The following is a 23764-nucleotide window of genomic DNA, read 5'->3' as shown; positions in this document are numbered from 1 at the left end:
GGCGCCCATCCGGCCGTCGGCCGCTCCCGACCTCCCTGTTCGCCCCAGATCCAGAGAGACTCGCCGTGAACTCATCGCAGGAATCCGACCTCGACCGTCGGCTCGCCCGGGAACCCATCGCCATCGTCGGCCTCTCCGCGCTCTTCCCCAAGTCCAGCAATCTGCGGGAGTTCTGGTCGAACGTCGTGTCGGCCGCCGACTGCATCGAGGACGTGCCCGCCGGCCACTGGGACGTCGACGAGCACTACGACCCGGACCCCACCGTGCCGGACAAGACGTACGCCAAGCGCGGCGGCTTCATCCCCGACACGCCGTTCAACCCGCTGGAGTTCGGGCTGCCGCCGAACACCCTGGAGGTCACCGACGTCCTCCAGCTGCTCAGCCTCGTCGTCACCCGCGATCTGCTGAAGGACGCCGGCGCCGACCAGGACTGGTACGACAAGGCGCGCACCGGCGTGGTGCTCGGCATCACCGGCGCCAACCAGCTCACCCAGCCGCTCACCGCCCGGCTGCAGAGCGGCGTGCTCAAGGAGGTCGTCCGCAGCTGCGGCCTGTCCCAGCGGGACGCCGAGGAGATCGTCGCCAAGTTCCGGCTGGCGTACGCCCCGTGGGAGGAGAACTCCTTTCCCGGCATGCTCGGCAACGTCGTCGCGGGCCGTATCGCCAACCGGTTCGATCTCGGCGGCATCAACATGACGATCGACGCGGCCTGCGCCAGCTCCCTCGGCGCGGTCCGCGCGGCCGTGAGCGAGCTGACCGAGCGCCGCGCCGACACCATGCTGGTCGGCGGCTGCGACGCCGAGAACACGATCTTCATGTACCTGTGCTTCAGCAAGACACCGGCGCTGTCGAAGTCCGGCCACATCCGCCCGTTCGACAAGAACGCCGACGGCACGCTGATCGGCGAGGGCATCGGCATGCTCGCCCTGCGCCGCCTCGCCGACGCCGAGCGCGACGGCAACAAGATCTACGCCGTGCTGCGCGGCGTCGGCACCTCCAGCGACGGCCGCTTCAAGTCCATCTACGCCCCCCGCAAGGAGGGCCAGATGGTCGCCCTGCGCCGCGCCTATGAGGACGCCGACTGCTCGCCCGCGAGCATCGAGCTCTTCGAGGCGCACGGCACCGGCACGGCCGTCGGTGACGCCACCGAGCTCAGCGCCCTGTCCGCCGTGGTCTCCGAGGCCACCGACAGCCGGCAGTACGCCGCCCTGGGCAGCATCAAGTCGCAGATCGGACACACCAAGGCCGCGGCCGGCGCGGCCGGAATGATCAAGCTGTCGCTCGCCCTGCACCACAAGGTGCTGCCGCCCACCATCAATGTGGACGAGCCCAACCCCGCCATCGACTTCACCTCCGGCCCCGTCTACGTCAACACCGAGGCGCGGCCCTGGATCCGCACCCCGGAGCGGCCCAAGCGGCGTGCCGCGCTGTCCTCGTTCGGCTTCGGCGGCACCAACTTCCATGTGGTCCTGGAGGAGTACGACGACGGCGACGACCTCCGCGTCTCCCACCCGGTGGCGGCCGTGCACCTGTGGCACGCGCCCGACACCGCGCGGCTGACCGAGTCCCTCGCCTCGGGTGCGCCCGCGACCGGCGGCCCGGCCCCGTCCGGCCACGCGCGCGTGGCGCTCGTGGCACGCACCGAGCGCGAACTCGCCGACCTGCGCGAACTCGCGCTCGGCGAACTGCGCGCCCGGCCCGACGCCGAGGCCTGGTCCCACCCCAAGGGCGTGCACTTCCGCCGCGGTGCCGCGGCGGCCGGCAAGGTCGCCGCGCTGTTCGCCGGACAGGGCAGCCAGTACGTCAATCCCGGCCGGGCCGCCGTCATGGCGCTGCCGCCGCTGCGGGCCGCCTTCGACGCCGCCAACCGCCACTTCGACGGCGCCGAGCCGCTGTCCCGTGTGGCCTTCCCGCCGCCCGTGTTCAGCGACGCCGAACGCACCGAGCAGGAGGCCGCCCTGCGGGCGACCGCGTACGCCCAGCCCGCCATCGGCGCGCTGTCGGCCGGTCAGTTCCGCTACCTCACCGAACTCGGCTTCCGGGCGGAGGGGTTCCTCGGCCACAGCTTCGGCGAACTCACCGCCCTGTGGGCCGCCGGCGCCCTCACCGACGAAGCCTTCTTCGCGCTGGCCCGGGCTCGCGGCAAGGCGATGGCGCCGCCGCAGGACCCCGGCTTCGACGCGGGCGCCATGGCCGCCGTCTCCGCCTCCGAGGAGCGGGTGACCGAACTGCTCGCCGGCCGCGGCGACGTGGTGATCTGCAACCGCAACGCGCCGGACCAGATCGTCGTCGGCGGCCCCACCGAGGAGATCGACCGCCTCGTCGCCGACGCTGCGGCGGCCGGCCTGCGCGCGAGCCGGCTGCCCGTCTCGGCCGCCTTCCACACGCCCTTCGTCGGCCACGCGGTGGACGCGTTCCGCGCCGACGTGGAGCGGTTCGAGGTCGGCGCCCCCGACGGGACGGTCTTCGCCAACACCCGCGGCGCGGCGTACGGCGCCGACGTCGCCGCCAACCGCACCGTCCTCGCCGAACAGCTCATCAACCCCGTCGACTTCTCCACCCGGGTGGAGGAGATGTACGCGGCCGGGTACCGGGTGTTCGTCGAGTTCGGCCCCAAGAGCGTGCTCACCCAGCTCGTACGGCGCATCCTGGGCGACCGCGAGCACACGGTGATCGCCCTGGACGCCGGCCCCGGCCGGGACGCGGACGTCGCCCTGAAGCAGGCCGTCGCCCAGCTCGCGGTCCACGGACTGCCGCTCGCCACCGCCGACCGCTATGTCGAGCCCGTCGTGCAGGAGCCGCCCGCCAAGGGCATGTCGATCCTCCTCAACGGCATCAACTACGTCTCGCCGGAGCGCAGGGCGAAGTACCGGGACGCCATCGAGAACGGGTACCGGATCGCCGTACCCGCACTGCCCGGCGCCACCGGGGGAGCGGCGCAGGACGCGCCCGCCGGACCGGACGCGGGATCTCCCGGCGCTCCCACGGCTGCGGCCCGCGTCCCGGCCGCGGCCCCCGCGCCGCATCCGTCAGCGGCTCCGCCACGGGCCACCGCGCCCGCCTCGGGCCCGAACGGTCCGGCGTCCGTCGCGGCCGGTGCCTCGTCCACGACGGTGGCCGTGAGCAGGGCGAACCCCGCGAACCCCGCGGCCCACGCCGCCGCGTCCGCCGTCGCCACCGCACCCGCTCCGGAGGCACCCGCCCCCACCCCCGCTCCTGCTCCCACCGTCATGGAGACAGCTCACGTGGACAGTGACCGCCTGGCCGATCTCGTGGCCGACCATCTCGCCCTGCACGACGACTATCTGAACAGCCAGCTGCAGAGCGCCGAGCGCCTCACCGGTCTGCTGGAGCGCGCCGCCGAGCAGGGCCGGCTCGGCCAGGTCCTCCCCGGGATCAACGCCGTCAAGGAGCACGGCCTGGACATCGGACGCAGCCACCTGCGGGCCAACGAGATCCTGCGCGACCTCGCCGGCCTGGAGCTGGGCACGGCGGCGCCCACCACGGCCGCCCGTCCGGCGCCCGCCCGGCCGGCACCGCAGATCGCCCCCCGGACGGCCCCGCAGCCGGCGCTGCCGGCCCCGGCCCCCGCGTCCGCCCCGGCCCCTGCCCTGGCACCCGCCCCCCAGGCCCTGGCCACCGCCCCCGCCCCGGCCGCCGCGCCCACCCCACAGCCCCTGACGGTCACCGAACCGGCTCCCACCCCGGAGCCGGCCGCCCCCTCCGTCGAGGCGGCGGGTGTCGACGCGGCGGGTGTCGAGGCGGCGCTGCTGGAAGTCGTCGGTCAGAAGACCGGTTATCCGACGGACATGCTCGAGCTCGACATGGATGTCGAGGCGGATCTGGGGATCGACTCGATCAAGCGGGTCGAGATCATGGGTGTGATGCAGGAGCGGTTCGGTGGCGGTGTTGCTGCCGGTCCGGAGCAGCTTGCTGAACTGCGCACCCTGCGGCACATCGTGGAGTTCATGGCTTCGTCCGCTCCGGCGGCCGCCCCTGCTCCTGTTGCTGCCCCCGCTGCTGCTCCTGCTGTGGATGCGGCGGGTGTTGAGGCGGCGCTGCTGGAAGTCGTCGGTCAGAAGACCGGTTACCCGGCGGACATGCTCGAGCTCGACATGGATGTCGAGGCGGATCTGGGGATCGACTCGATCAAGCGGGTCGAGATCATGGGTGTGATGCAGGAGCGGTTCGGTGGCGGTGTTGCTGCCGGTCCGGAGCAGCTTGCTGAACTGCGCACCCTGCGGCACATCGTGGAGTTCATGGCGTCTTCGGCTCCGGCGGCTGCCTCCGCTCCCGTTGCCGCGCCCGCTGGCGCTGCTCCTGCTGTGGATGCGGCGGGTGTTGAGGCGGCGTTGCTGGAGGTGGTCGGTCAGAAGACCGGTTACCCGGCGGACATGCTCGACCTGGACATGGATGTCGAGGCGGACTTGGGGATCGACTCGATCAAGCGGGTCGAGATCATGGGTGTGATGCAGGAGAAGTTCGGCTCTGGCGTCGCCGCTGGTCCGGAGCAGCTCGCCGAGCTGCGCACCCTGCGGCACATCGTGGAGTTCATGGCGTCTTCGGCTCCGGCGGCCGCGTCCGCTCCCGCTGCAGCCCCCGCTGCTGTGGATGCGGCGGGTGTTGAGGCGGCGTTGCTGGAGGTGGTCGGTCAGAAGACCGGTTACCCGGCGGACATGCTCGACCTGGACATGGATGTCGAGGCGGACTTGGGGATCGACTCGATCAAGCGGGTCGAGATCATGGGTGTGATGCAGGAGAAGTTCGGCTCCGGCGTCGCCGCTGGTCCGGAGCAGCTCGCCGAGCTGCGCACCCTGCGGCACATCGTGGAGTTCATGTCCGGCGCCTCGGGCTCCGGTGACACCGGCGCGCAGAGCCCGGCCCCGCAGGGTGCCGTTGCCGCCGAGCCCGCGCCGGACGACCGGCCGCGCGGTGGCATCGGCCGTGCGCAGGCCGCGCTCGTGGCGCTGCCCACCCCCGATCTGCTGGTCGGCGCCTACCCGAAGGGTTCCGGTGCCCTGGTCGTGGACGACGGCTCCGAGGTGGCGCCCGCGCTGGTGGCGGGGCTCATCGAGTCGGGTCGGCATGTGCATGTGCTGCGGCTGCCCGGCGTGGCCCAGCGGATCACCGGCGTCAAGGACCACTCCCTGTCGGGGTGGGGCGTGACCGAACTCGCGGAGCGGATGGAGCTCATCCTCGCCGACCGGATCAGCCTGGTGCTCGACCTCTGCGCCGCCCACCACGACGACTTCACCGACGGCACCCGCCGCCTCGCCCACACGCTGCTGGTGGCCAAGCACGCGGTCGAGGCGCTGACCGCCGCGGCCGACGCCGGCCGCGCCGGATTCGTCACCGTCACCCGCCTCGACGGCGCCTTCGGCCTCGGCGGCGTCAGTGAGAACCTCGCCCCGGCCGCGGGCGCGGCGGGTCTGGTGAAGACCCTGGCCGTGGAAGCGCCGCAGTTGTTCTGCCGGGCCGTCGACCTGGCCCCGGCGCTGACCCCGGAGACCGGCGCCGCCCTCGTCCTGAACGAGACGCAGGACGCCGCCACCGACCTCACCCAGGTCGGCCACGACGGCACCCGCCGCGTCGGCCTGGGCCTCGCCGAGCAGCCGCTGCACCCGGAGGCCGCCGGCGCCCCGGCCCTCACCTCCGACGACCTTCTCGTCGTCACCGGTGGCGGCCGCGGCATCACCGCCGCCTGCGTCACCGAACTGGCCGGGCGTCACCGGCCCGGGCTGCTCCTGCTCGGCCGTACCCCGCTGGAGGCCGAGCCGGACTGGGCGAACGGCGTCGAGGACGACGCGCTGAAGGCCGCGGCCGCCGCGCAGTTGAAGGCGGCGGGCGAGAAGCCCACCCCGAAGCGTGTCGACCAGCTTTTCCGCGCCGTGGTCGGCGCCCGGGAGATCCGCCGGACCATCGCCGGCATACGCGCCGCCGGCAGCACCGTCGAGTACCTGGCCGTCGACATCACCGACGCCGCCGCCACCGCCGCCGCGCTCGCCCCCTACAAGGAGCGCGTCACCGGCCTGGTGCACGGCGCCGGAGTCCTGGCCGACCAACTCATCGCCAACAAGAAGGCCTCCGAGATCGAGCGGGTCTTCGCACCCAAGCTGGCGGGTCTGCGCACGGTGGCCGGCGCGCTCGACGCCGACCGGCTGCGCCATGTGATCCTGTTCTCGTCGGTCGCCGGGTTCTTCGGCAACCGCGGCCAGTCCGACTACGCGATGGCCAACGAGGTCCTCAACGCCTGGGCGTCCTCCTTCAAGCAGCGCCACCCCGCCGCCCGCGTCACCTCCCTCAACTGGGGCGCCTGGGACAGCGGCATGGTCTCCCCGGAGATCAAGGCCGTCTTCCAGGAGCGCGGCATCACCCTGATCCCGGTGGAGACCGGAGCCCGGCTGTTCACCGAGCAGTTCGCCGCCGAGCGCGCCGCGGACGTGGTGACCGTCCTCGGCCCGACGACCCCCCTGTCGGAGCCGGAGCGGCCCGCCGCGACCGGTGCGGTCACCGTCGAGCGGGCGCTGGACGCCCTGCCCGGCGACCCGATCGTCGCCGACCATGTGATCGGCGAGGCGCCGGTGCTGCCCGCGGTGGTCGCGCTCGGCTGGGCGATCGGCGCGGTCGAGCGCAGCGGCGGCGCCGCCGTCCGGCAGGTCCGCGACTTCGCCGTCCACAAGGGCATCGTCTTCGACGGCACCCAGCCCGCCCGGCTCGCCCTGACCATGACCCCGGCCGGGGACACGGTCCAGGTCGCCATCCGGTCCACGGACGCCAAGGGCGCCGTACGCCCGCACTACGCGGCCGTGGTCGCCCCCGGCGCCGTACCCGCCGGCAGCACCGTCACCGGCCTGCCCGCCCTCGGCGGCGGACGGGACGCCGACGGCCTCTACGGCGACGGAACCCTCTTCCACGGCCCGGCCCTGCGCGGTGTGCGCCGGATCCTCGCCGAGGACGAGTCGCGGCTCGTCCTGCAGTGCGAGCTGGCCGAACTGCGGCCCGAGGGCGGCGCGTTCGGCGGCGCGATGTTCGCGCCCGGCACCGCGGACCTGCTGCTTCAGGCGGGCCTGGTCTGGGTGCGGCTGTTCCGCGGCAGCGCCTCGCTGCCCCTGTCGGTGGCCCGCGCCGACCTGCACCACCCGCTGCCCGACGGCGCGCCGTTCCTGATCGTCGTCGAACCCGGCGAGGGCAGCGGCTCCACCACCGTGTCGCTCACCGTCACCGCCTGCGCCCCCGACGGAACGGTGCTGGCCCGGTTCGACGGTGTCCGCGTGGTCTCGGCCCCGCAGCTGGCGGCCAAGTTCATCAGCGGCTGATTCCGCTTCGCCGCGGCACAGCCGCACAGCGACACAGCCAGCGCAAGCGATCGGGCCGGCCCGGACGGTTCCTCACCATGCCGCCGTCCGGGCCGGCCGCCCGTCAGAAGGGACCCGAGAGCTCTCATGAGCAAGTACGCCATCATCGGCCTCTCCTGCCTGTTCCCAGGCGCGGAGACGCCCGCCGAGTTCTGGCAGAACCTCCGTTCCGGCGCGGACAGCCGCCGGGAAGGGGGCGAGGAGGTCTTCGGCCAGACGCCCGAGCCCCGCGACATGGACCCGGAGCATGAGATCTACTGCCGCCGGGGCGGCTTCATCACCGACTTCGACTTCGATCCCCACGGCTATCTGCTCGACCCCGAGTACCTCGCCGGCCTCGACCGGATCTTCCACTGGTCCCTGCACGTGACCAGGGAGGCGCTGCGCGACAGCGGACACGCCGACCGCCCGGAGATCCTGGCCCGCACCGGCCTGATCCTGGGCAACTACTCGTTCCCGACGCCCACTTCGGCCAAGGTCAGCGTGCCGCTCGTCCAGGAGGCCGTCCTGGAGGGGCTGCGCCGGGCCGGGCATCCGCCGCTCGGCGCCCTCGCACACGCCGGCGACCGCATCGACCGCGACCGGCTGAACGCCGAGGACCTGCGGGTCAGCGGCTCCCCGGCCGGCGTCGCGGCCACGGCGCTCGGCCTCGGCGGCCCCCGCTACGCCCTCGACGCGGCCTGCTCGTCCGCCCTGTACGCGCTGAAGCTGGCCTGCGACCACCTCGCCGCCGGACAGGCCGACCTCGTCCTCGCCGGTGGTGTGTGCGCACCCGACCCCACGCTCATCCACCTGTCCTTCGGCGACCTGGGCGCCTATCCCCGTGACGGGTTCAGCCAGCCCTTCGACGCCCGCTCCGGTGGCATCGTCACCGGTCAGGGCGCCGGCATGGTCGCCGTCAAACGGCTCGCGGACGCCCTGCGCGACGGCGACCGCATCCACGCCGTCGTCGACGGCATCGGGCTCACCAACGACGGCAGCGGCCGTCACCTCCTCGTCCCCCAGGGCTCGGGTCAGCTGGGCTCGTACCGGCTCGCCTACGAGCAGGCCGGCATCGAGCCCTCGGCCATCGACTACCTCGAGTGCCACGCCACCGGCACGCCCATCGGCGACGCCACCGAAGCCCAGTCCGTGGCCGACTTCTTCGGCGCGGCAGGCGGCGTTCCGCTGATCGGCTCCGTGAAGGGCAACGTCGGCCATCTGCTCACCGTGGCCGGCCTCAGCAGCATGCTCAAGGTCGTCCTGGCCATGGGCCACGGCCACATCCCCCCGACGACCGGCGTCGAACGCCCCATCAGCTCCAAGGACGGGCGGGTCGGCGAGGAGGCCCTCGTCCGCACCGGCCGCGCCTGGCCCAAGGGCGACGGGCCGCGCCGGGCCGCGGTCTCCGCGTTCGGCTTCGGCGGGACCAACGCGCACGTCGTGCTGTCCGAGCCGGACCCCACGTCCGAGCCGGACCCCGCGACGGCCGGTGCCCCGGCCCCCGAGAGGTCCGTGCCCGCGCTCGACATCGTCGGGCTCGGCGCGCACTTCGGTTCCTTCGACTCCCTCGACGCGTACGAGCGTGCCGTGCACGCCGGCCGGGACGCCCTGGCTCCGCTGCCTGAGCGGCGCTGGCGGGGCCTCGACCAGACGCGCGGCGGTTCCCTCGAGCACGGCGCCGGCGTCTCGCCCGAGGCGCTGCCGCAGGGCGCGTTCGTCGACGGGCTCGGCATCGACCCCATCGACCTGAAGATCCCGCCCGCCGACCTGCGCACCTACAACCTCCAGCACGCGCTGGCCATCAAGGTCGCCGACGAGGCGCTGCACGACGCCGGGTACAGCCGGGCCGTGGCCAAGGGGGAGACCGCCCCGCAGCCCCGCCGTATCGCCGTCGTCGTCGGCATGGAGACGGAGCCCACCACCCACCTGCGCATCACCCGGTACGGCCTCGGGGCCTTCGTGCGCCAGGAGTTCGCCCGCGCCGGAGTCCAGGTCGACGAGGCGGAGCTGGCCCGGCTGACGGCCGTCGGCCGCGACGCGGTGGTCGATCCCATCGTCGCCAACGAGGTGCTCAGCTACATCGGCAACGTGATGGCCAGCCGTATCTCGTCCCTGTGGAACCTGACCGGCCCCTCCTTCACGGTCTCCTCCGACGGTTCCGGCACCGCCGAGGCACTTCAGATCGCGCGGCTGCTGCTGCTCGACCCGGGCATCGAGGCGGTCCTGGTCGGCGCCGTCGACCTGGCCGGCTCCGCCGAGAACCTGCTGCTGCGGCCCGACGTGGTCGCCGAGGCCGGGCTCACCTTCGCGGAGGGCGGCCGGGGCCGCCGGATCGGCGAGGGCGCCGGAGCGGTCGTCGTCACCCGGCCCGGCGAGTCCGCCGCGCCGGTGTACGCACGGCTGGACTCGGTCGCGATCCGCCACGCTGCGCCCGTGAACGGCCGGGTGCCCGAGGCCGACGCCGACACGTACGCGGCCGCGGCCGAGGCCGCGCTCACCGCGGCCGGGGTCACGGCCGGGGACATCGGCTACGTGGAGGCCCACGCGGGCGGCACACCGGCCCAGGACCGGGCGGAGATCGCGGGTCTTGCGAAGGTGTTCCCGGCGGGGGGTGGCCCGGGGGGCTCGGCGGGGCCGGCAGGTCCGGCAGATCCGGCAGGTCCGGTGGGTCTGGAAGGTCCGGCAGGTCCGGCGGGACCCGCGGGCCGTACCGGACGGGTCGCGCTGGGCAGCGCCAAGGCGCAGATCGGCGACGCCGGCTGCGCCGCGACCATGGCCGGGCTGATCAGGACCGTGCTCTGCCTGCACCACGGCTATCTGCCCGGCACCGGCGGCTGGAGCCGTCCGGCCGCCGAACTCGCCGACGATTTCGCGGCCTCGACGCTGTACGTACCCGATGCGTCCCGCCCTTGGCTGCGCAGGGCGGCGGGGTCCCGCCGGTACGCGGCCGTCGGCTTCATCGGCGGCTCGGGTGCGCACGGACACCTCGTGCTCTCCGCCGAGGCGACCCGTGGCACGGCCGTGCCCAGCGACTGGCAGCGGGCGGACGGCCCCCTCGTACTCCCGCTGTCCGCGGACTCGTTCGACGGGCTGCTCGCCGGGATCGAACGGCACCGGGAGCTGCTCGCCGGGGACGCCGATCCGTACGCCCTGGCCCGCGACGCCGCCGGGCAGCTGCGCGGCCGTTCGGTCCGCGCCGTGTTCGTCGGACGCGACCGCGCCGAGCTGCGGAGGCAACTCGACCTCGCCGCCCGGGACCTGCCCGGTGTGCAGGCATCCGGCGGCGAGTGGACCACACCCGCCGGCAGCTGCTTCACGGCGCGCCCGATCGGCCCCGGGGGCAAGGTCGCGCTGGTCTACCCGGGCGCGTTCAACTCGTATCCCGGACTGGGCCAGGACCTGTTCCGTGCCTTCCCGGGGCTGCTGGAACGGTTCGAGGGCCAGGCCGACGCGCCGGAGCGGCACCTGCGGGCCGCCGAGCTGTACCCGCGTACGCAAGAAGCGCTCGGGCGACGGGAGTTGATGGCCTGGGAGGCCTCCCTCGGGGAGGACATCCCGTTCATGCTCGCCACCGGCACCAGCTTCGCGATCCTCTACACGGACCTGGTCCGCGACGTCCTCGGCATCGGCGCGCACGGCGGATTCGGCTACAGCCTGGGCGAGTCGAGCATGCTCTTCGCCACGGGCGGCTGGCTGCCGGAGGGCCGGGACGACGCGCTCATCAGCACCACGCAGATCTTCAAGGACCGCCTGTGCGGCCCGCGCCGCACGGTCCGCGAGGCATGGAACCTGCCGGACGGGACGCCGGACGCCGACGTGTGGGCGAGCCATGTGCTGCTCACGGACGCGGAGTCGGTACGGGCCGTACTTCCCCGCTACGACCGGGTCCACCTCACGCACGTCAACACCCCCGCCGAGCTGGTCATCGCCGGAGATCCGGCCCAGTGCCGCGCCCTGATCAAGGAACTCGGCTGCCCCGCCGCGCGTTCGCCCGTCAACGCGGTCATGCACTGCCCGGTGGTGGACGCCGAGCTGGACGGCCTCGCGGGCCTGAACGACTACCCGACGGGCTCCTTCGGCGACCTCGAACTCCTCAGCGCCTACGACTACCAGGTGCTGCCCGCCCTGGACCGCAAGGAGATCGCCCGCCGCATCGCGCACACCCTGCGCTCCCCGATCGACTTCCCGCGGCTGGTACGCGGCGCCTACGAGCGGGGGTTCCGCTACTTCCTGGAGGTCGGCCCGAGCGCCACCTGCTCCCGCTGGATCCGCGAGACCCTCGGCGACACGCCGCACGTCGCGGCCCCGGTCGACCGCCGGGGCGTCACCGCCACGAAGTCCATCGCCGGCCTCGTCGCCCGCCTGACGGCCCACGGCCTCGACCCCGACCTGACCCCGCTCCTGGCCCCGCCCGCCGAACGCGTCCCGCCCCGCCCCACCCGCCCCACCCGCTTCCGCGTGGGCGGCGCGGACCCGGCCCCGTCCCGAATCGCCCGCGAACTGACGGGAACGGCCACAACACCGACCGCGCCGACCCATCCGGCCACACCGACCGCGCCTGGCCATCCGGCCACACCGACCGCGCCTGGCCATCCGGCCACGCCCACCGCAGGCACGGCCGGTACCTCGCCCACCGGGACGCCGACGACTCCCGCCGCCGGGACGGTGACCGCGCGACCCGCGGCGCCAGTGCCCGAAGCCGCGAACGCCGGTGCCCTGACACCGACGGCCACGGCCTCGGCTCCGTCAGCGGGCCGGGCCACGGGAACGGCCACTGCGGCGGGGACGATGCCGGCCGCGGGCCGGGCCACCGCAGCCAGCGCAACGGCCTTGCCCGCGTCGGGTTCGGTGGGTTCGGCCGCTTCGGCCGCCGTGGCGGGGGCGACGTCGGGCGCGGGTCCGGCCGCCTCAGGCGTGGGCCCGGCTGCCTCGGCAGTGGGTCCGGCCGCCGCGGCCGGTGCAACGGCCCTGCCCGCCTCGGGGTCCGCTCCGGCCGCCTCGGCCCAGCCCACCCCCCTCGCGAGCCGAGGCGCCGGAGGCGGTGTGCCGGGTGCGCGTGCTGCCTCGGCCGGTTCCGGAGCAGTGCCGGGCGGAAGCCAGGGCCCGGGAACGCCCACCGTGGGCTCCGGGCCTGCCGCAACCCCGTCCGCGTCAGGTGACGCCACCGCCCCGTCCGCCGACGCCGGCTCCCCGGCCGGGCCGAGCGGTACCGCGGTGCCGGACAGCGCCCCCGTCGCCGCCACGCCGACCCCCGACCCCGTCCCGTCTGTTCCGCCGGAGGACTCAGCTCTCATGCCCGCAGACCCGACCCTCGCCGACCCCGAGGTCATCGCCTTCGACGGCACCCCGGTCCCGTACCTGCCCTGGGCACAGCCCGCACAGCCCGCACAGCCCGCACCGGCCGCCACGCAGGCCACGCCCGCCGCCGCGATGCCGCCCGCTCCCGTGGCAGCGGCGGCCCAGGCGCCGACGCCCCCCGCCCCGGCCGGTCCGACCGCCCACGCGGACGGCGAGGTCTCGGCCACCGTCGCCGCCGACCTCGTACGGGAGATGCGCCGGCAGATGGTCGCCACCCACTCGGTGGTGATGGAGACCCAGCACATCCTCCAAGCGGCCACGCTCAGCCGCGTGGAGGCCCTGCTGGACGGCACCGCCCAGCAGCCGGCCGCCCGCACGACCGGCCATGCGGAGCGCATCGCCCCGCCGGCCCCCGCCCCCCGCGCCGCTCTCCCCGCCGCGCCACCGGCCCCCGCGGCCGACCCGGCGCCGCCCACCCCCGTCCCGGCCCCGCAGGCGACCGCAGCGTCCACCGCCGAGAGTGAGCAGGCCAAGGACGTCAAGGAAGGCGTCATCTGGGACGAGGCCGACCTCCTGGAGTTCGCCGTCGGCTCCGTCGCCAAGGTCTTCGGCCCGGAGTTCGGCGTGATCGACGGGTACGCCAAGCGGGTCCGGCTGCCCGCCCCGCCGTACCACTTCGTGACCCGGGTGACCGCGATCGAAGGGAAGACGGGGGAGTTCAAGCCCGCGACCATCACCACGGAGTACGACGTTCCCGAGGACGCCTGGTACGCCGTGGACGGGGGCGTCCCGCCGGCCGTGACCGTGGAGGCCGGCCAGTGCGACCTGCTGCTGGTCAGCTACCTCGGCATCGACTTCCGCAACAAGGGCGAGCGGGTCTACCGCCTGCTCGACAGCACCCTGATCTTCCGCGGCAACCTGCCCCGCGTCGGCCAGACCCTGCGCTACGACATCTCCATCGACCGCTTCGTGCACCAGGGCGACACCACCCTGTTCTTCTTCAGCTACAAGTGCTACGCCGACGGCGAGCTGATCCTCGAACTGCACGACGCCTGCGCCGGGTTCTTCAGCCAGGCGGAGCTCGACACCCCGCTCGGCATCGTGATGACCGAGAAGGAGAAGGCCGCCCGCGCCGCACTCCCCAGGGGCTGGTTCAAGCCGCTGGCGTACACCGAGAAGAACCACCTCACCCGCGAGGACCTCGACCTGCTCGCACAGGGCCGACCCGGCGAGGTCTTCGGCCCGGACCATGCGCAGGACCCGGGCGTCAACCCGGCGCTGCGCCTCCCGGACGAGAAGCTGCGGATGGTGGACGAGGTCGTCATCGACCGCAAGGGCGGCCCGCGCGGTCTCGGCACGCTCAGCGCGATCAAGAAACTCCAGCCCGACGCCTGGTACTTCACCTGCCACTTCCCGGACGACCACGTGCTGGCCGGCTCGCTGGTCGCCGAGGGCGCCGTCCAGCTGCTGCAGATCTACCTGCTGCACCAGGGCATGCACCTGACCCTCCCCGACGCGCGCTTCCAGTGCGTCACGGACACCCCCATCGAGGTCCAGGTCCGCGGCCAGATCACCCAGGCCCACGAGGAGATCCGCTACGAGGTCGAGGTCATGGAGCTCACGCTCCTGCCGCGCGCCACGGTCATCGCCGACGTCCTCATCTACCTGGGCGACAAGCCGGTCATCCGCATGAAGAACCTCGGCCTCCAGGTCCGGGAGAAGGAGGGCTCGCCCTACCGTCCGGAGATCGGCGGCTTCCCGGAGTTCCTCGGCCGCCGCAACCGGGCCGGCGAGCCCGCGATGATCAACGAGCTGCATCTGGCGCACGCCGCCAAGGGCCTGCTCGACATGGCGATGGGCCCGGAGTTCGAGGTCTACCGCGACAGCCGGGCCCCCTACATCCCCAACGGCGACTTCCAGTTCGTCGACCGTGTCATGTCCCTCAAGGGGACCCGGGGCGACCTGTCGCCCGGCTCGGAGATGGTCACCGAGTACGACTCCCCGGCCGACGCCTGGTACTACGAGCAGAACTCCTTCCCGCACATGCCGAACGCCGTCTACATGGAGACCTCCCTCCAGGCGGCGATCTTCCTGGGCTACTACCTCGGCGCCACCCTGAAGAACCCCGAGGAGCAGTACTCGATCCGCAACCTCGACGGCCGCGCCACCCTGGTGAAGGACATCGACCTGCGCGGCAAGACCATCCGGCACCACTCCAAGCTGCTGATGACGAGCGCCGTCCAGGGCGCGGTCCTGCAGAACTTCAGCTACGAGCTCTCCGCCGACGGCGAGGTCTTCTACACCGGCGAGTCCCTGTTCGGCTACTTCAACGCGGCGGCCCTCGCCAACCAGGTCGGCCTCGACAACGGCCAGTACGTCGCTCCCTGGATCGAGGCCGAGCGGCCGGACCCCGCGCGGGTCCGCCGGATCGAACTGCCCGAGGGCGCCCCGGCGTTCACCGACGAGAGCGGCGGTCACCTCCACCTGCCCGGCGACAAGTTCGCCCTCGTGGACCACGTCGACCTGGTCACCGACGGCGGCCGGCACGGCCACGGCTACCTGCACGGCCGGCGCGCGGTCCGCCCGGACGAGTGGTACTTCGACTGCCACTTCCACCGCGACCCCGTCATGCCCGGCTCGCTCGGCGTCGAGGCCGTCCTGCAGGCCATGCGCCTGTTCGTCCTGGAGCAGAACCTCGCCGACGGCATGGAGCGGCCCCGCTTCGCGATGGCCACCGACGTCGAGATGGCCTGGAAGTACCGCGGTCAGATCCTGCGCCACGACAAGGAGCTCTTCTTCGACGTGCACATCAAGGAAGTCCGCCGTGAGGAGGACCGCCTGCTGGTCGTCGCGGACGCCGACCTGTGGAAGCCGGGCCTGCGCATCTACGAACTGACCGACGTGGCCATCGAGGTCCGTTCCGCCCAGGCGTGACGGCCCACCCGCACCCGCCGCTCAGCCAAGGAGCTTCGTTTCCCCATGGACATTCGCGACACCCCTCTCCGCTGGTACGGGGAGCGGTACCCCAGCACGGATCCCGCCGGGATCTACCACACGCTGGCCGACCTGGAGCAGCCCTGTTTCATCACCGTCACACCCGAGGGCATCGGTGCGGTCTCCGGCGGCTTCGCCCTCGCCGAGGGCGACGGTCTGCCGCTGCTCGCCGCCGCCCGGCCGCTGCCGCCGGAGCGCCTCGGCTCGGCCGGCTTCCGCACCGCGCACGGCGTGCGGCAGGCGTACATGGCCGGGGCCATGGCCGGCGGAATCGCCTCCGCCGACATGGTGATCGCCCTGGCCAGGGAGGGCTTCCTGGCGTCGTTCGGCGCCGCCGGGCTGCTGCCCGAGACCATCGAGCGGGCCATCGCCCGGTTCGCCGCCGAGATCCCCGGACTGCCCTACGCCGTCAACCTGATCCACAGCCCGAGCGAGGACCGGCTGGAGCGGGAGGCCGTCGAACTGTTCCTGCGGCACGGGGTGCGCTGCGTGGAGGCCTCCGCGTACATGGACCTCACGCCGCACGTGGTGCGCTACCGGCTGGCCGGGCTGCGCCGGGAGGCGGACGGCCGGGTGGTCGCCGACAACCGGCTGATCGCCAAGATCTCCCGGCCGGAGACCGCCGAACGCTTCATGCGCCCCGCCCCGGCCACCCTGGTCAGCGCGCTCCTCGAGCAGGGCCTGATCACCTCCGAGCAGGCCGCGCTCGCCCACCACGTCCCGCTGGCCGACGACATCACCGTGGAGGCGGACTCCGGAGGCCACACCGACCGGCGCCCGCTGCCCGCGCTGCTGCCGGCCATCCTGCGGCTCCGCGACACCGTGCAGCGCGAGTTCCGCTACGCCGCGGCGGTCCGCGTCGGCGCGGGCGGCGGCCTCGGCACGCCGGTCGCGGTGGCGGCGGCGTTCGCGATGGGCGCCGCGTACGTGGTCACCGGCTCCGTCAACCAGTCCTGCCTGGAGTCCGGAGCCTCCGCCAAGTCCAAGGCGATGCTCGCCGAAGCGGGCATCGCCGACTGCGAGATGGCCCCGGCCGCCGACATGTTCGAGATGGGCGTCGAGCTCCAGGTCCTGAAGAAGGGCACGCTCTTCCCGATGCGGGCCAAGCGTCTGTACGAGCTGTACCAGACGTACGACGGCCTGGAGACGATCCCGCCGGCCGACCGCGCCCGGCTGGAGCAGCAGATCTTCCGCCGCTCCCTGGAGGACGTCTGGCAGGAGTGCGTCACGTACTTCACCCGCCGCGACCCCGAGCAGCTTCAGCGCGCGGCCGGCAGCCCCAAGCGCCGGATGGCCCTGGTCTTCCGCTGGTACCTGGGCATGTCCTCGCGCTGGGCGGTCACCGGCGACGAGAGCCGCGCCATGGACTACCAGGTCTGGTGCGGTCCGGCGATGGGCAGCTTCAACGACTGGGTGACCGGCAGCTACCTGAAGAGCCCGGGCAACCGCCGGGTCGCGGACGTGGCCCACCATCTGATGCGCGGCGCGGCCTTCCACACCCGGCTCGCCCAGCTGCGCACCGAGGGCGTGCACATCCCGCCGACCGCCGCGGACTACCGGCCCGTCCCGCTGGAGAGCCCGGCCCACGGATCCTCTGTGGGGCTGCGATGAGCGCACTGACCCCCGAGGAACTGGAGGAGCGGCTCGGCGACCCCGCCGACGACGCCAACCCGTACGGCTTCGCGGCCGCTGTCGCCCGCGACGAGCGGGACGTGTTCCCCGAGGCGCTCTGCGCGGAGCTGGTGCGAGCCGGCTTCCACCTCAACTACCTGCCCAAGCAGTGGGGCGGCACCTTCGAGTCCTTCGACCGCAGCCTCACCCTGGTCCGCTCGGCCGCCCGCCGGGACGTCACCATCATGCCCGGCACGATGTTCAGCATCATCGCCGCGACCTGCCTCCAACTGCACGGCAGTGTCGAGCAGCAGCTGCGGGCGGCGGCGATCCTGCGAGCGGGCGGAGCCGTGGCGTTCGCGCTCACCGAGGCCGAGCACGGCAGCGATCTGCTCGCGGGCGAGGTCCGGCTGAGCCCGGACGGCCTGCTGAACGGCGAGAAGTGGATGGTGGGCCTCGGCCTGCGCTGCGACGCCGTCTACGTCGTCGCCCGTACCGGTGAACGGGGCCCCGGCGCCTTCTCGGCGGTCCTGCTGGAAACGGCGGGAATCCCCGCGGACCGTCTGGAACGGGTACCCGCGCCGCGCACCGCGGGCATGCGCGGCGCCGACCTGGCCACCTTGCGCTTCCATGACACCCCGGTGCCGGCCGGCGCGCTGGTCGGCAAGGAGGGCGAGGGACTGGAGGCCGCCGTCAAGGCCCAGCAGGCGGTACGGCTGATGAGCATGGCCGGCAGCCTGGGCATCGCCGACACCGCCGTCCGTATCGCCCTGGACTTCGCCACCGCCCGCCGGGTCGGCCGCACCCTGCTCGCCGAATCCCCCTACCCGCGACGTGAGTTGGCGGTCGCCGCAGCGGCCCTGCTGGCCGTGGACGCGGTCGCGTTGAGCGCGGCGCGCGGGGTGCACGTCGTGCCGGAGGCGTTCAGTGTGTGGGCGCTGTCCGCCAAGCACGTGGTGGCCGAAGCCACCGACGACCTGATCCGCCGCTGCGGCACGGTCCTCGCCACCCGCTCGGTGCTGCGGGAGGGCGCGCACGGCGCCGGGCTGTTCCAGAAGCTCCAGCGCGACTCCGCGGTGGTCCGCGTGATCGACGCCAGCACGCTCGCCAACCTCCGCTCCTACGCGGGCCAGATGCCCCTCCTCACCGAGGGCGTGAAACACCCGGATCCGGCGGCGGTGGAGACCGTCTTCACGCTGGACGCCGAGCTGCCGCCGTACGAACCGGCGCGGCTCGACATGCTCGCGCGCGGCTCGGACCCGATCCTCGCCGGGCTGCCGGAAGCGGCCGCCGCCGTGGCCGACGGCTCCGGCGACGTGGACGCGCTGGTACGGCAGTTGACGGACGCGGTGGCCGGGCTCGGGTACCTGACCCGGGCGGCGCAGCAGCGCGGGGCCGATCCGAGCGCGCTGGTGGACGCCGCCGAGCGGTACGCCTGGCTGCACGCCGCCGCCTGCTGTCTGCACCTGTGGCACGCCAACCGCGACCGGTCCCTGTACGGCACGGAGCCCGGCTCCACCGGCTGGCTCGGCGCCGCCCTGGCCTATCTGCTCGCCCGCGCCGACGGAGTGGACCCGCGCCGCCACGGGGCTCTGCTCATGCCCGCGCTGGACGCCGCCCTCGCGCTGCGGGACGGCAACCGGCTGTTCACCGCTTCGCCCGTACGGCTGGCCACCCCCCGAGAGGAGTCCTGAGATGTCCAAGTCCGATGTGACGGAGCTGGCCGCGCGGCTGGAGGAGTACCTCGGCGATCCGCACGACGCGGACAGCCGGATGCCCTTCGCCCAGATCCTCGACCACGACGTGCGCGGCGAGTACCCGTACCAGTTCGTCGCCCTGCTGCGCCGGTGGGGCCTGCACCTGCGCTGCCTGCCCGCCGAGTCCGGCGGACTCGCCGGCAACGTGGAGACCGGGATCAGCCTGATGCGGCTCGTCGCCCGCCGCGACCCGTCGACCGCCGTCGGCCTCGCCCTCAACAGCCTTGGGTTCATGCCCGCGTGGATCCTCGGCACGGACGAGCAGAAGCGCGGCCTGATCGACGACATGAAGCGCGGCAGCTCGGTGTCCTGGGGTCTGTCCGAGCGCGTCCACGGCAGCGACCTGGTCGCCAACGAGGTGCTCGCCGAGAAGACCGACGGCGGCTGGCTGCTGACCGGCGAGAAGTGGCCGATCGGCAATGCCACGGTCGCCGACAAGACGGTCGTCTTCGCCCGCACCGGCAAGCGGCCGGGCCCCGCGGCGTACTCCCTCTTCGTCCTCGACAAGTGGCAGGCCGAGGCGGGCACGGTGGAGGACCTGCCGTTCGAGGACCTGTACGGCACGCGCGCCCTCGATCTCAGCGGGGTGCGGATGGACCGGGCGTTCGTCCCCGACTCCGCGATGATCGGACGCGAGGGCCAGGGCCTGGAGATCGCCCTCAAGACCAGCCAGACCGCGCGCGTGGTCCTGCTGCACCTGGCCCTGTCGGCCGTCGACACCAGCCTCCGCCTCGCGCTCGACTTCGCCGAGCGCCGGGTCCTGCTCGGCGACGCGATCAGCGATGTGCCCTACACGCGGCGCCAGCTGACGGAGGCGTTCGCCGACCTGATGCTCGCCGACGCGATGGTCCTCGGCGCCGCCCGCGCCCTGCAGGCGGCGCCGGAGCAGATCAGCGTCTGGTCGTCGGTGGTCAAGTACCTGGTGCCGACCCTGCTGCAGAAGACGCAGGCGCAGCTGACCGTCGTCCTCGGCGCGCGCACCTTCCTGCGCGACCACCCGCACTACGGCATGCACCAGAAGATGGTGCGCGACATCCTGATCACGGACATCGCCGACGGCAACACCGTGGTGAACCTGCGCAACCTCGGCCACCAGCTCGCCGGGCTGCTCGACAAGGCCGCCGAGGCCGACGAGGGGCAGCGCGAGGCCGCCGCCGGGCGCGCCGCCACGCTCTTCGGCATGGACCGGGAGCTCCCGGTGTACGAGCCCGTGAAGCAGGAGCTGTTCAGCCGCGGTCTGGACGACGCCGTCCTGGCCGCGCCCGACGGACTGCGCCGGCTGCGCGCCCTCGCCGAGGAGGCGCAGGGCACCGAGGCCGAGCGGCTGCGGTGCGCGGCGGACCTCGCCGAGGAGCTGATCGGCAGGGCGGGCCCGATGCGGGAGCGCGCCGTCGGCCTGAAGTCGGCCCTCGGCAAGGACTACCCGCAGTCGCCGGAACTGTTCGAACTGGCCAAGGAGTACTGCCTGGTGCACGCCGCCGCGGCCTGCGTGCTCACCTACGTCCACTCCCGCGAGGCCATGGACGCGCCGCTGCCCAGCGCCTCCCTGCTGCTGCTCCAGCTGGAGCGGGTCCGCAAACAGCTGCACCCGCACGAACTGGTCACCTCCCAGGCGGTGATCGACGAGGTCATGGAGGTGCTGCGCCATCTCCACCGGGACAACCGCCTGTTCTCGCACTGGCAGTTCCCGCTCGCCAAGCGGGCCACCGACGAGTCCGCCGCCCGCCGCTGAGCCGGGAGACGATCCAAGTGGACCGTACTGACCCGGCGTTCCTGTGGCTGCTGCCCGAAGGGGCAGTGGACGGCTTCGCCGCCGCGCTGGGCGGTACCCGGCTGCTCACCGGCGAGGAGCGCGCCGCGCTCGACCGGCGGCTCACGCCGGGCGCGCGGCGCCGCTACCTCGGCGCGCGGCTGCTGTGCCGCTACGCCCTCTCGGCGCGCACGGACCGGCCCCTGGACAGCTGGCGCTTCACGCGCGGCGTCCACGGGCGGCCCGAACCCGAACCGGCCGACGGGGACGTGCGGTTCAACCTCTCCCACACCGACGGCCTCATCGCCTGCGTCGTCACCCAGGGACGCGGCTGCGGGGTCGACGTCGGCCCCACTCCCGCCCCCGCGGAGCTGACCGCCCACCTCGGCCGGCGGCTGGGCCGCGCCGAGCGCGCGGAACTCGCCGCGGCCGCGCCCGGCGTGCGCGCCGCCCTGGCGAGCGAGCTGTGGGTGCTGAAGGAGGCGTACCTGAAGGCGCTGGGGACCGGGCTGACCCGCGACCTGGACGGATTCACCTTCGTCCGGCGTCCCGGGGACCGCATCGCCGTACGGGACCCGCGACAGCCGGACGCGGACACCCGCTGGTGGTTCGACCTGATCCACCCCGGCCCCCGGCACGTGCTCGCGGTGGCCACCGAGCACGGCGGGCCGGGCGCCCTGCGCCGCACCGACCTGTCAGACCTCTCGCTCACCGCCCTCTCCACCGCATGAAGGACATCACCATGACGCAACCCACCACCCCTCGTGTCGCCATCGTCGGTGCCGGTGTCTCCGGCCTCTCCGCGGCCTACCACCTGCGCGAGCGCGCCCGCATCACGATCTACGAGCGGGAGGACCGCCTCGGCGGTCACGCCAACACCGTGGAGGTCGAGGACGACGGCCGGACCCTCGGCATCGACACGGCGTTCGTCGTCTTCAACCGGCCCGCCTACACCAACCTGTGCGAGTTCTTCGACGAGCTGGGCGTCGAGGCGGTCGAGCACCAGGGCGCCTTCAACTTCTTCGACCTGGACTCCGGCCTGGAGTACGGGACCAAGGAGCTGGACCTGTCGGAGGAGGAGGTGGCCGCCCGCTATTCCGAGGAGTTCCTCACCATCTGGCGCGAGGCCCGCCGCTTCCACACCGAGGGCCGGAAGGACTTCGTCCGCAAGAAGGCCGACATCCCCCTCGGCGAGTACCTCGACCGCGGCGGCTACAGCCAGGCCTTCCGCAACTCCTATGTCATCCTGCTCTGCTCCGCCGTCTGGTCCATCCCGGCCGAGCTGATCTGGGAGATGCCGGCCAGCACCGCCATCGCCTTCTTCATGGGCCACGACGAGGGCGGCCTCGGCGGCCGCCAGGTGGACTGGCGCACGGTCGGCGGCGGCTCCATCTCCTACGTCCGCAAGGCGCTCGCCGCCATCGGCCCCGAGATCCACGTCGGCGAGCCCGTCACCGCCATTCACCAGGAGGCCGACGGCGTCACCGTCACGACCGCCCAGGGCAGCGAGCGCTACGACTACGTGGTGATCGGCGCCCACGCGGACGAGGCCCTGGCCATGCTCGACAACCCCACCGAGCGCCAGCGCGAGGTCCTCTCCAAGGTCCGCTACAACGCCTCGTCGGTGATCCTGCACACCGACCCTTCGGTGATGCCCACCGACCGCGAGCGCTGGGAGGCCTGGAACTACGGCAAGGTCGAGGTCGACGGCGAGGACCGCACGTACGTCGCCTATTACATGAACAAGCTCCACGGATTCACGTCGGAGAAGGACTATTTCGTTACGCTCGACTACCCGCGCGACGTCGATCCGGAAACGGTCATCGCCGCTTTCCCGTACACGCACCCGGTGATCGACATTCACGTCCGGGACATGCAGAAGGACATCTACGACGTCAATGTCGGAACCCGCGTGAAACTGTGCGGCGCCTACTTCCACGCCAAGCGGCACGGTGTGGACCAGATCGGCTCGCACGAGGCCGGTTATTCCTCCGGAATGGACGCGGCGAGGCAGCTCATCAGCGAGCTCTGAGTATTCGAGAACGCAAAGCGCGCCCTCCGGTTGTGCGGAGGGCGCGCTTTCGCGTATCGGGATGTGTCTCAGGAAGTGAGCACCTGACCGCTGAGCAGTTCGGTCAGATACCCCATGACCGAACGCGCCGACGGTTCCTCGGCGGTCTCGACGCCGCTGGCCGACGGGCGGCGCGGCCCGGTCGCGGGGGCCTCGGCGGCCGGATCGGTGAGCACGGGGGAGCAGGCGCCGATCTGTTCGAGGCGTGCCGTCAGCAGCGGGGTGTGGCCGGTCACCGCGGCCAGCCGGCGCCGGGCCTGCCGGTAGGCGCCGATCGCCTCGGGACCGCGGCCGCAGCGGCACAGTGCCAGCATCAGCTGGTCATGGAAGCGCTCGCGCATCGGGTAGGCGGTGGTGGCGTCCTGGAGTTCGGGGACGACGCGGTGGTGGCGCCGGGTGCGCAGCGCGCAGTCGAAGTAGATCTCCAGCGCGTCCTGACGCTCCCGGTCCAGACGGGCCGCCAGGCGGGCGCAGACCGGGCCGTGGACGCCGCCCCCAGAACGGTGCCGCGCCACAGCGCGAGGCCCTCGCGCAGCGACGCGTAGGTGCCCTCGGGATCATGTGCCGTCGTACGGCGCGCCCGGGTCAGGGTTCTCATGAAGCGCCCGGCATCGGTCTCGTCCGCTCGGGCCTGCAGGGCGTATCCCGCCTCGCGGGCGACGAGGCGTGGGGTGTCACGGCGTTCCGGTTCCAGTTGCAGCAGGGATTTCCGTAACGCCGACACATGGGCGTTCAGGGTGTGAGCCGCTCTGCGTGGCGGTGTGCCACCCCACAGTTCCCGGACCAGTTTTTCGCGGGGGACCGGGGAATTGGGCCGTGCGAGCAGGACGCCGAGCAGCAACCGCTGTTTCGGGGCGTTCAGCGGAACGCCCCGGTCTCGGGTCTCGTCGTACAGCTCGGGCGGGCCCAGAATCCGGAACTGCATCCCCTTGCCTCCCCGGGTGCG

The 23764-nt window shown here is 73.1% G+C and carries 7 protein-coding genes and 1 pseudogene; 7 read left to right on the top strand and 1 reads right to left on the bottom strand.

The window, feature by feature from the left end; genetic code table 11:
• The first annotated feature begins 65 nt into the window (after positions 1-65).
• The 7 genes from ACQEV2_RS15005 to ACQEV2_RS14975 all read left to right on the top strand — a co-directional run bounded on the left by ACQEV2_RS15005 (position 66) and on the right by ACQEV2_RS14975 (position 22779).
• Positions 66-7316, top strand: coding sequence for an SDR family NAD(P)-dependent oxidoreductase (locus tag ACQEV2_RS15005; RefSeq protein WP_433040392.1), 7251 nt, complete (start codon positions 66-68; stop codon positions 7314-7316).
• A gap of 126 nt (positions 7317-7442) precedes the next feature.
• Positions 7443-15569 carry a beta-ketoacyl synthase N-terminal-like domain-containing protein gene (locus ACQEV2_RS15000; protein WP_433040389.1) on the top strand — a complete coding sequence of 2709 codons (8127 nt, stop codon included), beginning with the start codon at positions 7443-7445 and terminating at the stop codon, positions 15567-15569.
• Positions 15570-15614: 45 nt separating this feature from the next.
• Positions 15615-17240 (top strand): PfaD family polyunsaturated fatty acid/polyketide biosynthesis protein, encoded by a 1626-nt coding sequence (locus ACQEV2_RS14995; RefSeq protein ID WP_433040386.1) that lies wholly within the window; start codon positions 15615-15617, stop codon positions 17238-17240.
• Positions 17237-18934 carry an acyl-CoA dehydrogenase family protein gene (locus ACQEV2_RS14990; protein ID WP_433040383.1) on the top strand — a complete coding sequence of 566 codons (1698 nt, stop codon included), beginning with the start codon at positions 17237-17239 and terminating at the stop codon, positions 18932-18934. The genes ACQEV2_RS14995 and ACQEV2_RS14990 overlap by 4 nt, the downstream gene beginning before the upstream one ends.
• Before the next feature lies 1 nt (position 18935).
• The gene (locus ACQEV2_RS14985) at positions 18936-20729 is read left to right on the top strand and encodes an acyl-CoA dehydrogenase family protein (RefSeq protein WP_433040380.1); all 1794 of its coding nucleotides are present in this window, start codon (positions 18936-18938) and stop codon (positions 20727-20729) included.
• Between the two features lie 17 nt (positions 20730-20746).
• Positions 20747-21478 (top strand): 4'-phosphopantetheinyl transferase superfamily protein, encoded by a 732-nt coding sequence (locus ACQEV2_RS14980; RefSeq protein ID WP_433040377.1) that lies wholly within the window; start codon positions 20747-20749, stop codon positions 21476-21478.
• A gap of 11 nt (positions 21479-21489) precedes the next feature.
• On the top strand, positions 21490-22779 hold the full coding sequence (locus ACQEV2_RS14975) for an NAD(P)/FAD-dependent oxidoreductase (protein WP_433040374.1): 1290 nt from the start codon (positions 21490-21492) through the stop codon (positions 22777-22779).
• 68 nt (positions 22780-22847) lie between these two features.
• Here the strand turns inward: ACQEV2_RS14975 and ACQEV2_RS14970 are convergent.
• Positions 22848-23743 (bottom strand): annotated as a pseudogene (locus ACQEV2_RS14970) (AfsR/SARP family transcriptional regulator).
• Positions 23744-23764: the final 21 nt, after the last annotated feature.

This window comes from Streptomyces sp. CA-251387 (assembly GCF_050936625.1).
Taxonomy (GTDB): Bacteria; Actinomycetota; Actinomycetes; order Streptomycetales; family Streptomycetaceae; genus Streptomyces.
This window is presented reverse-complemented; position numbering and strand designations above follow the sequence as displayed.

Coding starts and splice junctions, on each gene's coding strand:
- ACQEV2_RS15000 (WP_433040389.1), top strand. CDS start 7,443: ATGAGCAAGTACGCCATCATCGGCCTCTCCTGCCTGTTCCCAGGCGCG.
- ACQEV2_RS14995 (WP_433040386.1), top strand. CDS start 15,615: ATGGACATTCGCGACACCCCTCTCCGCTGGTACGGGGAGCGGTACCCC.
- ACQEV2_RS14990 (WP_433040383.1), top strand. CDS start 17,237: ATGAGCGCACTGACCCCCGAGGAACTGGAGGAGCGGCTCGGCGACCCC.
- ACQEV2_RS14985 (WP_433040380.1), top strand. CDS start 18,936: ATGTCCAAGTCCGATGTGACGGAGCTGGCCGCGCGGCTGGAGGAGTAC.
- ACQEV2_RS14975 (WP_433040374.1), top strand. CDS start 21,490: ATGACGCAACCCACCACCCCTCGTGTCGCCATCGTCGGTGCCGGTGTC.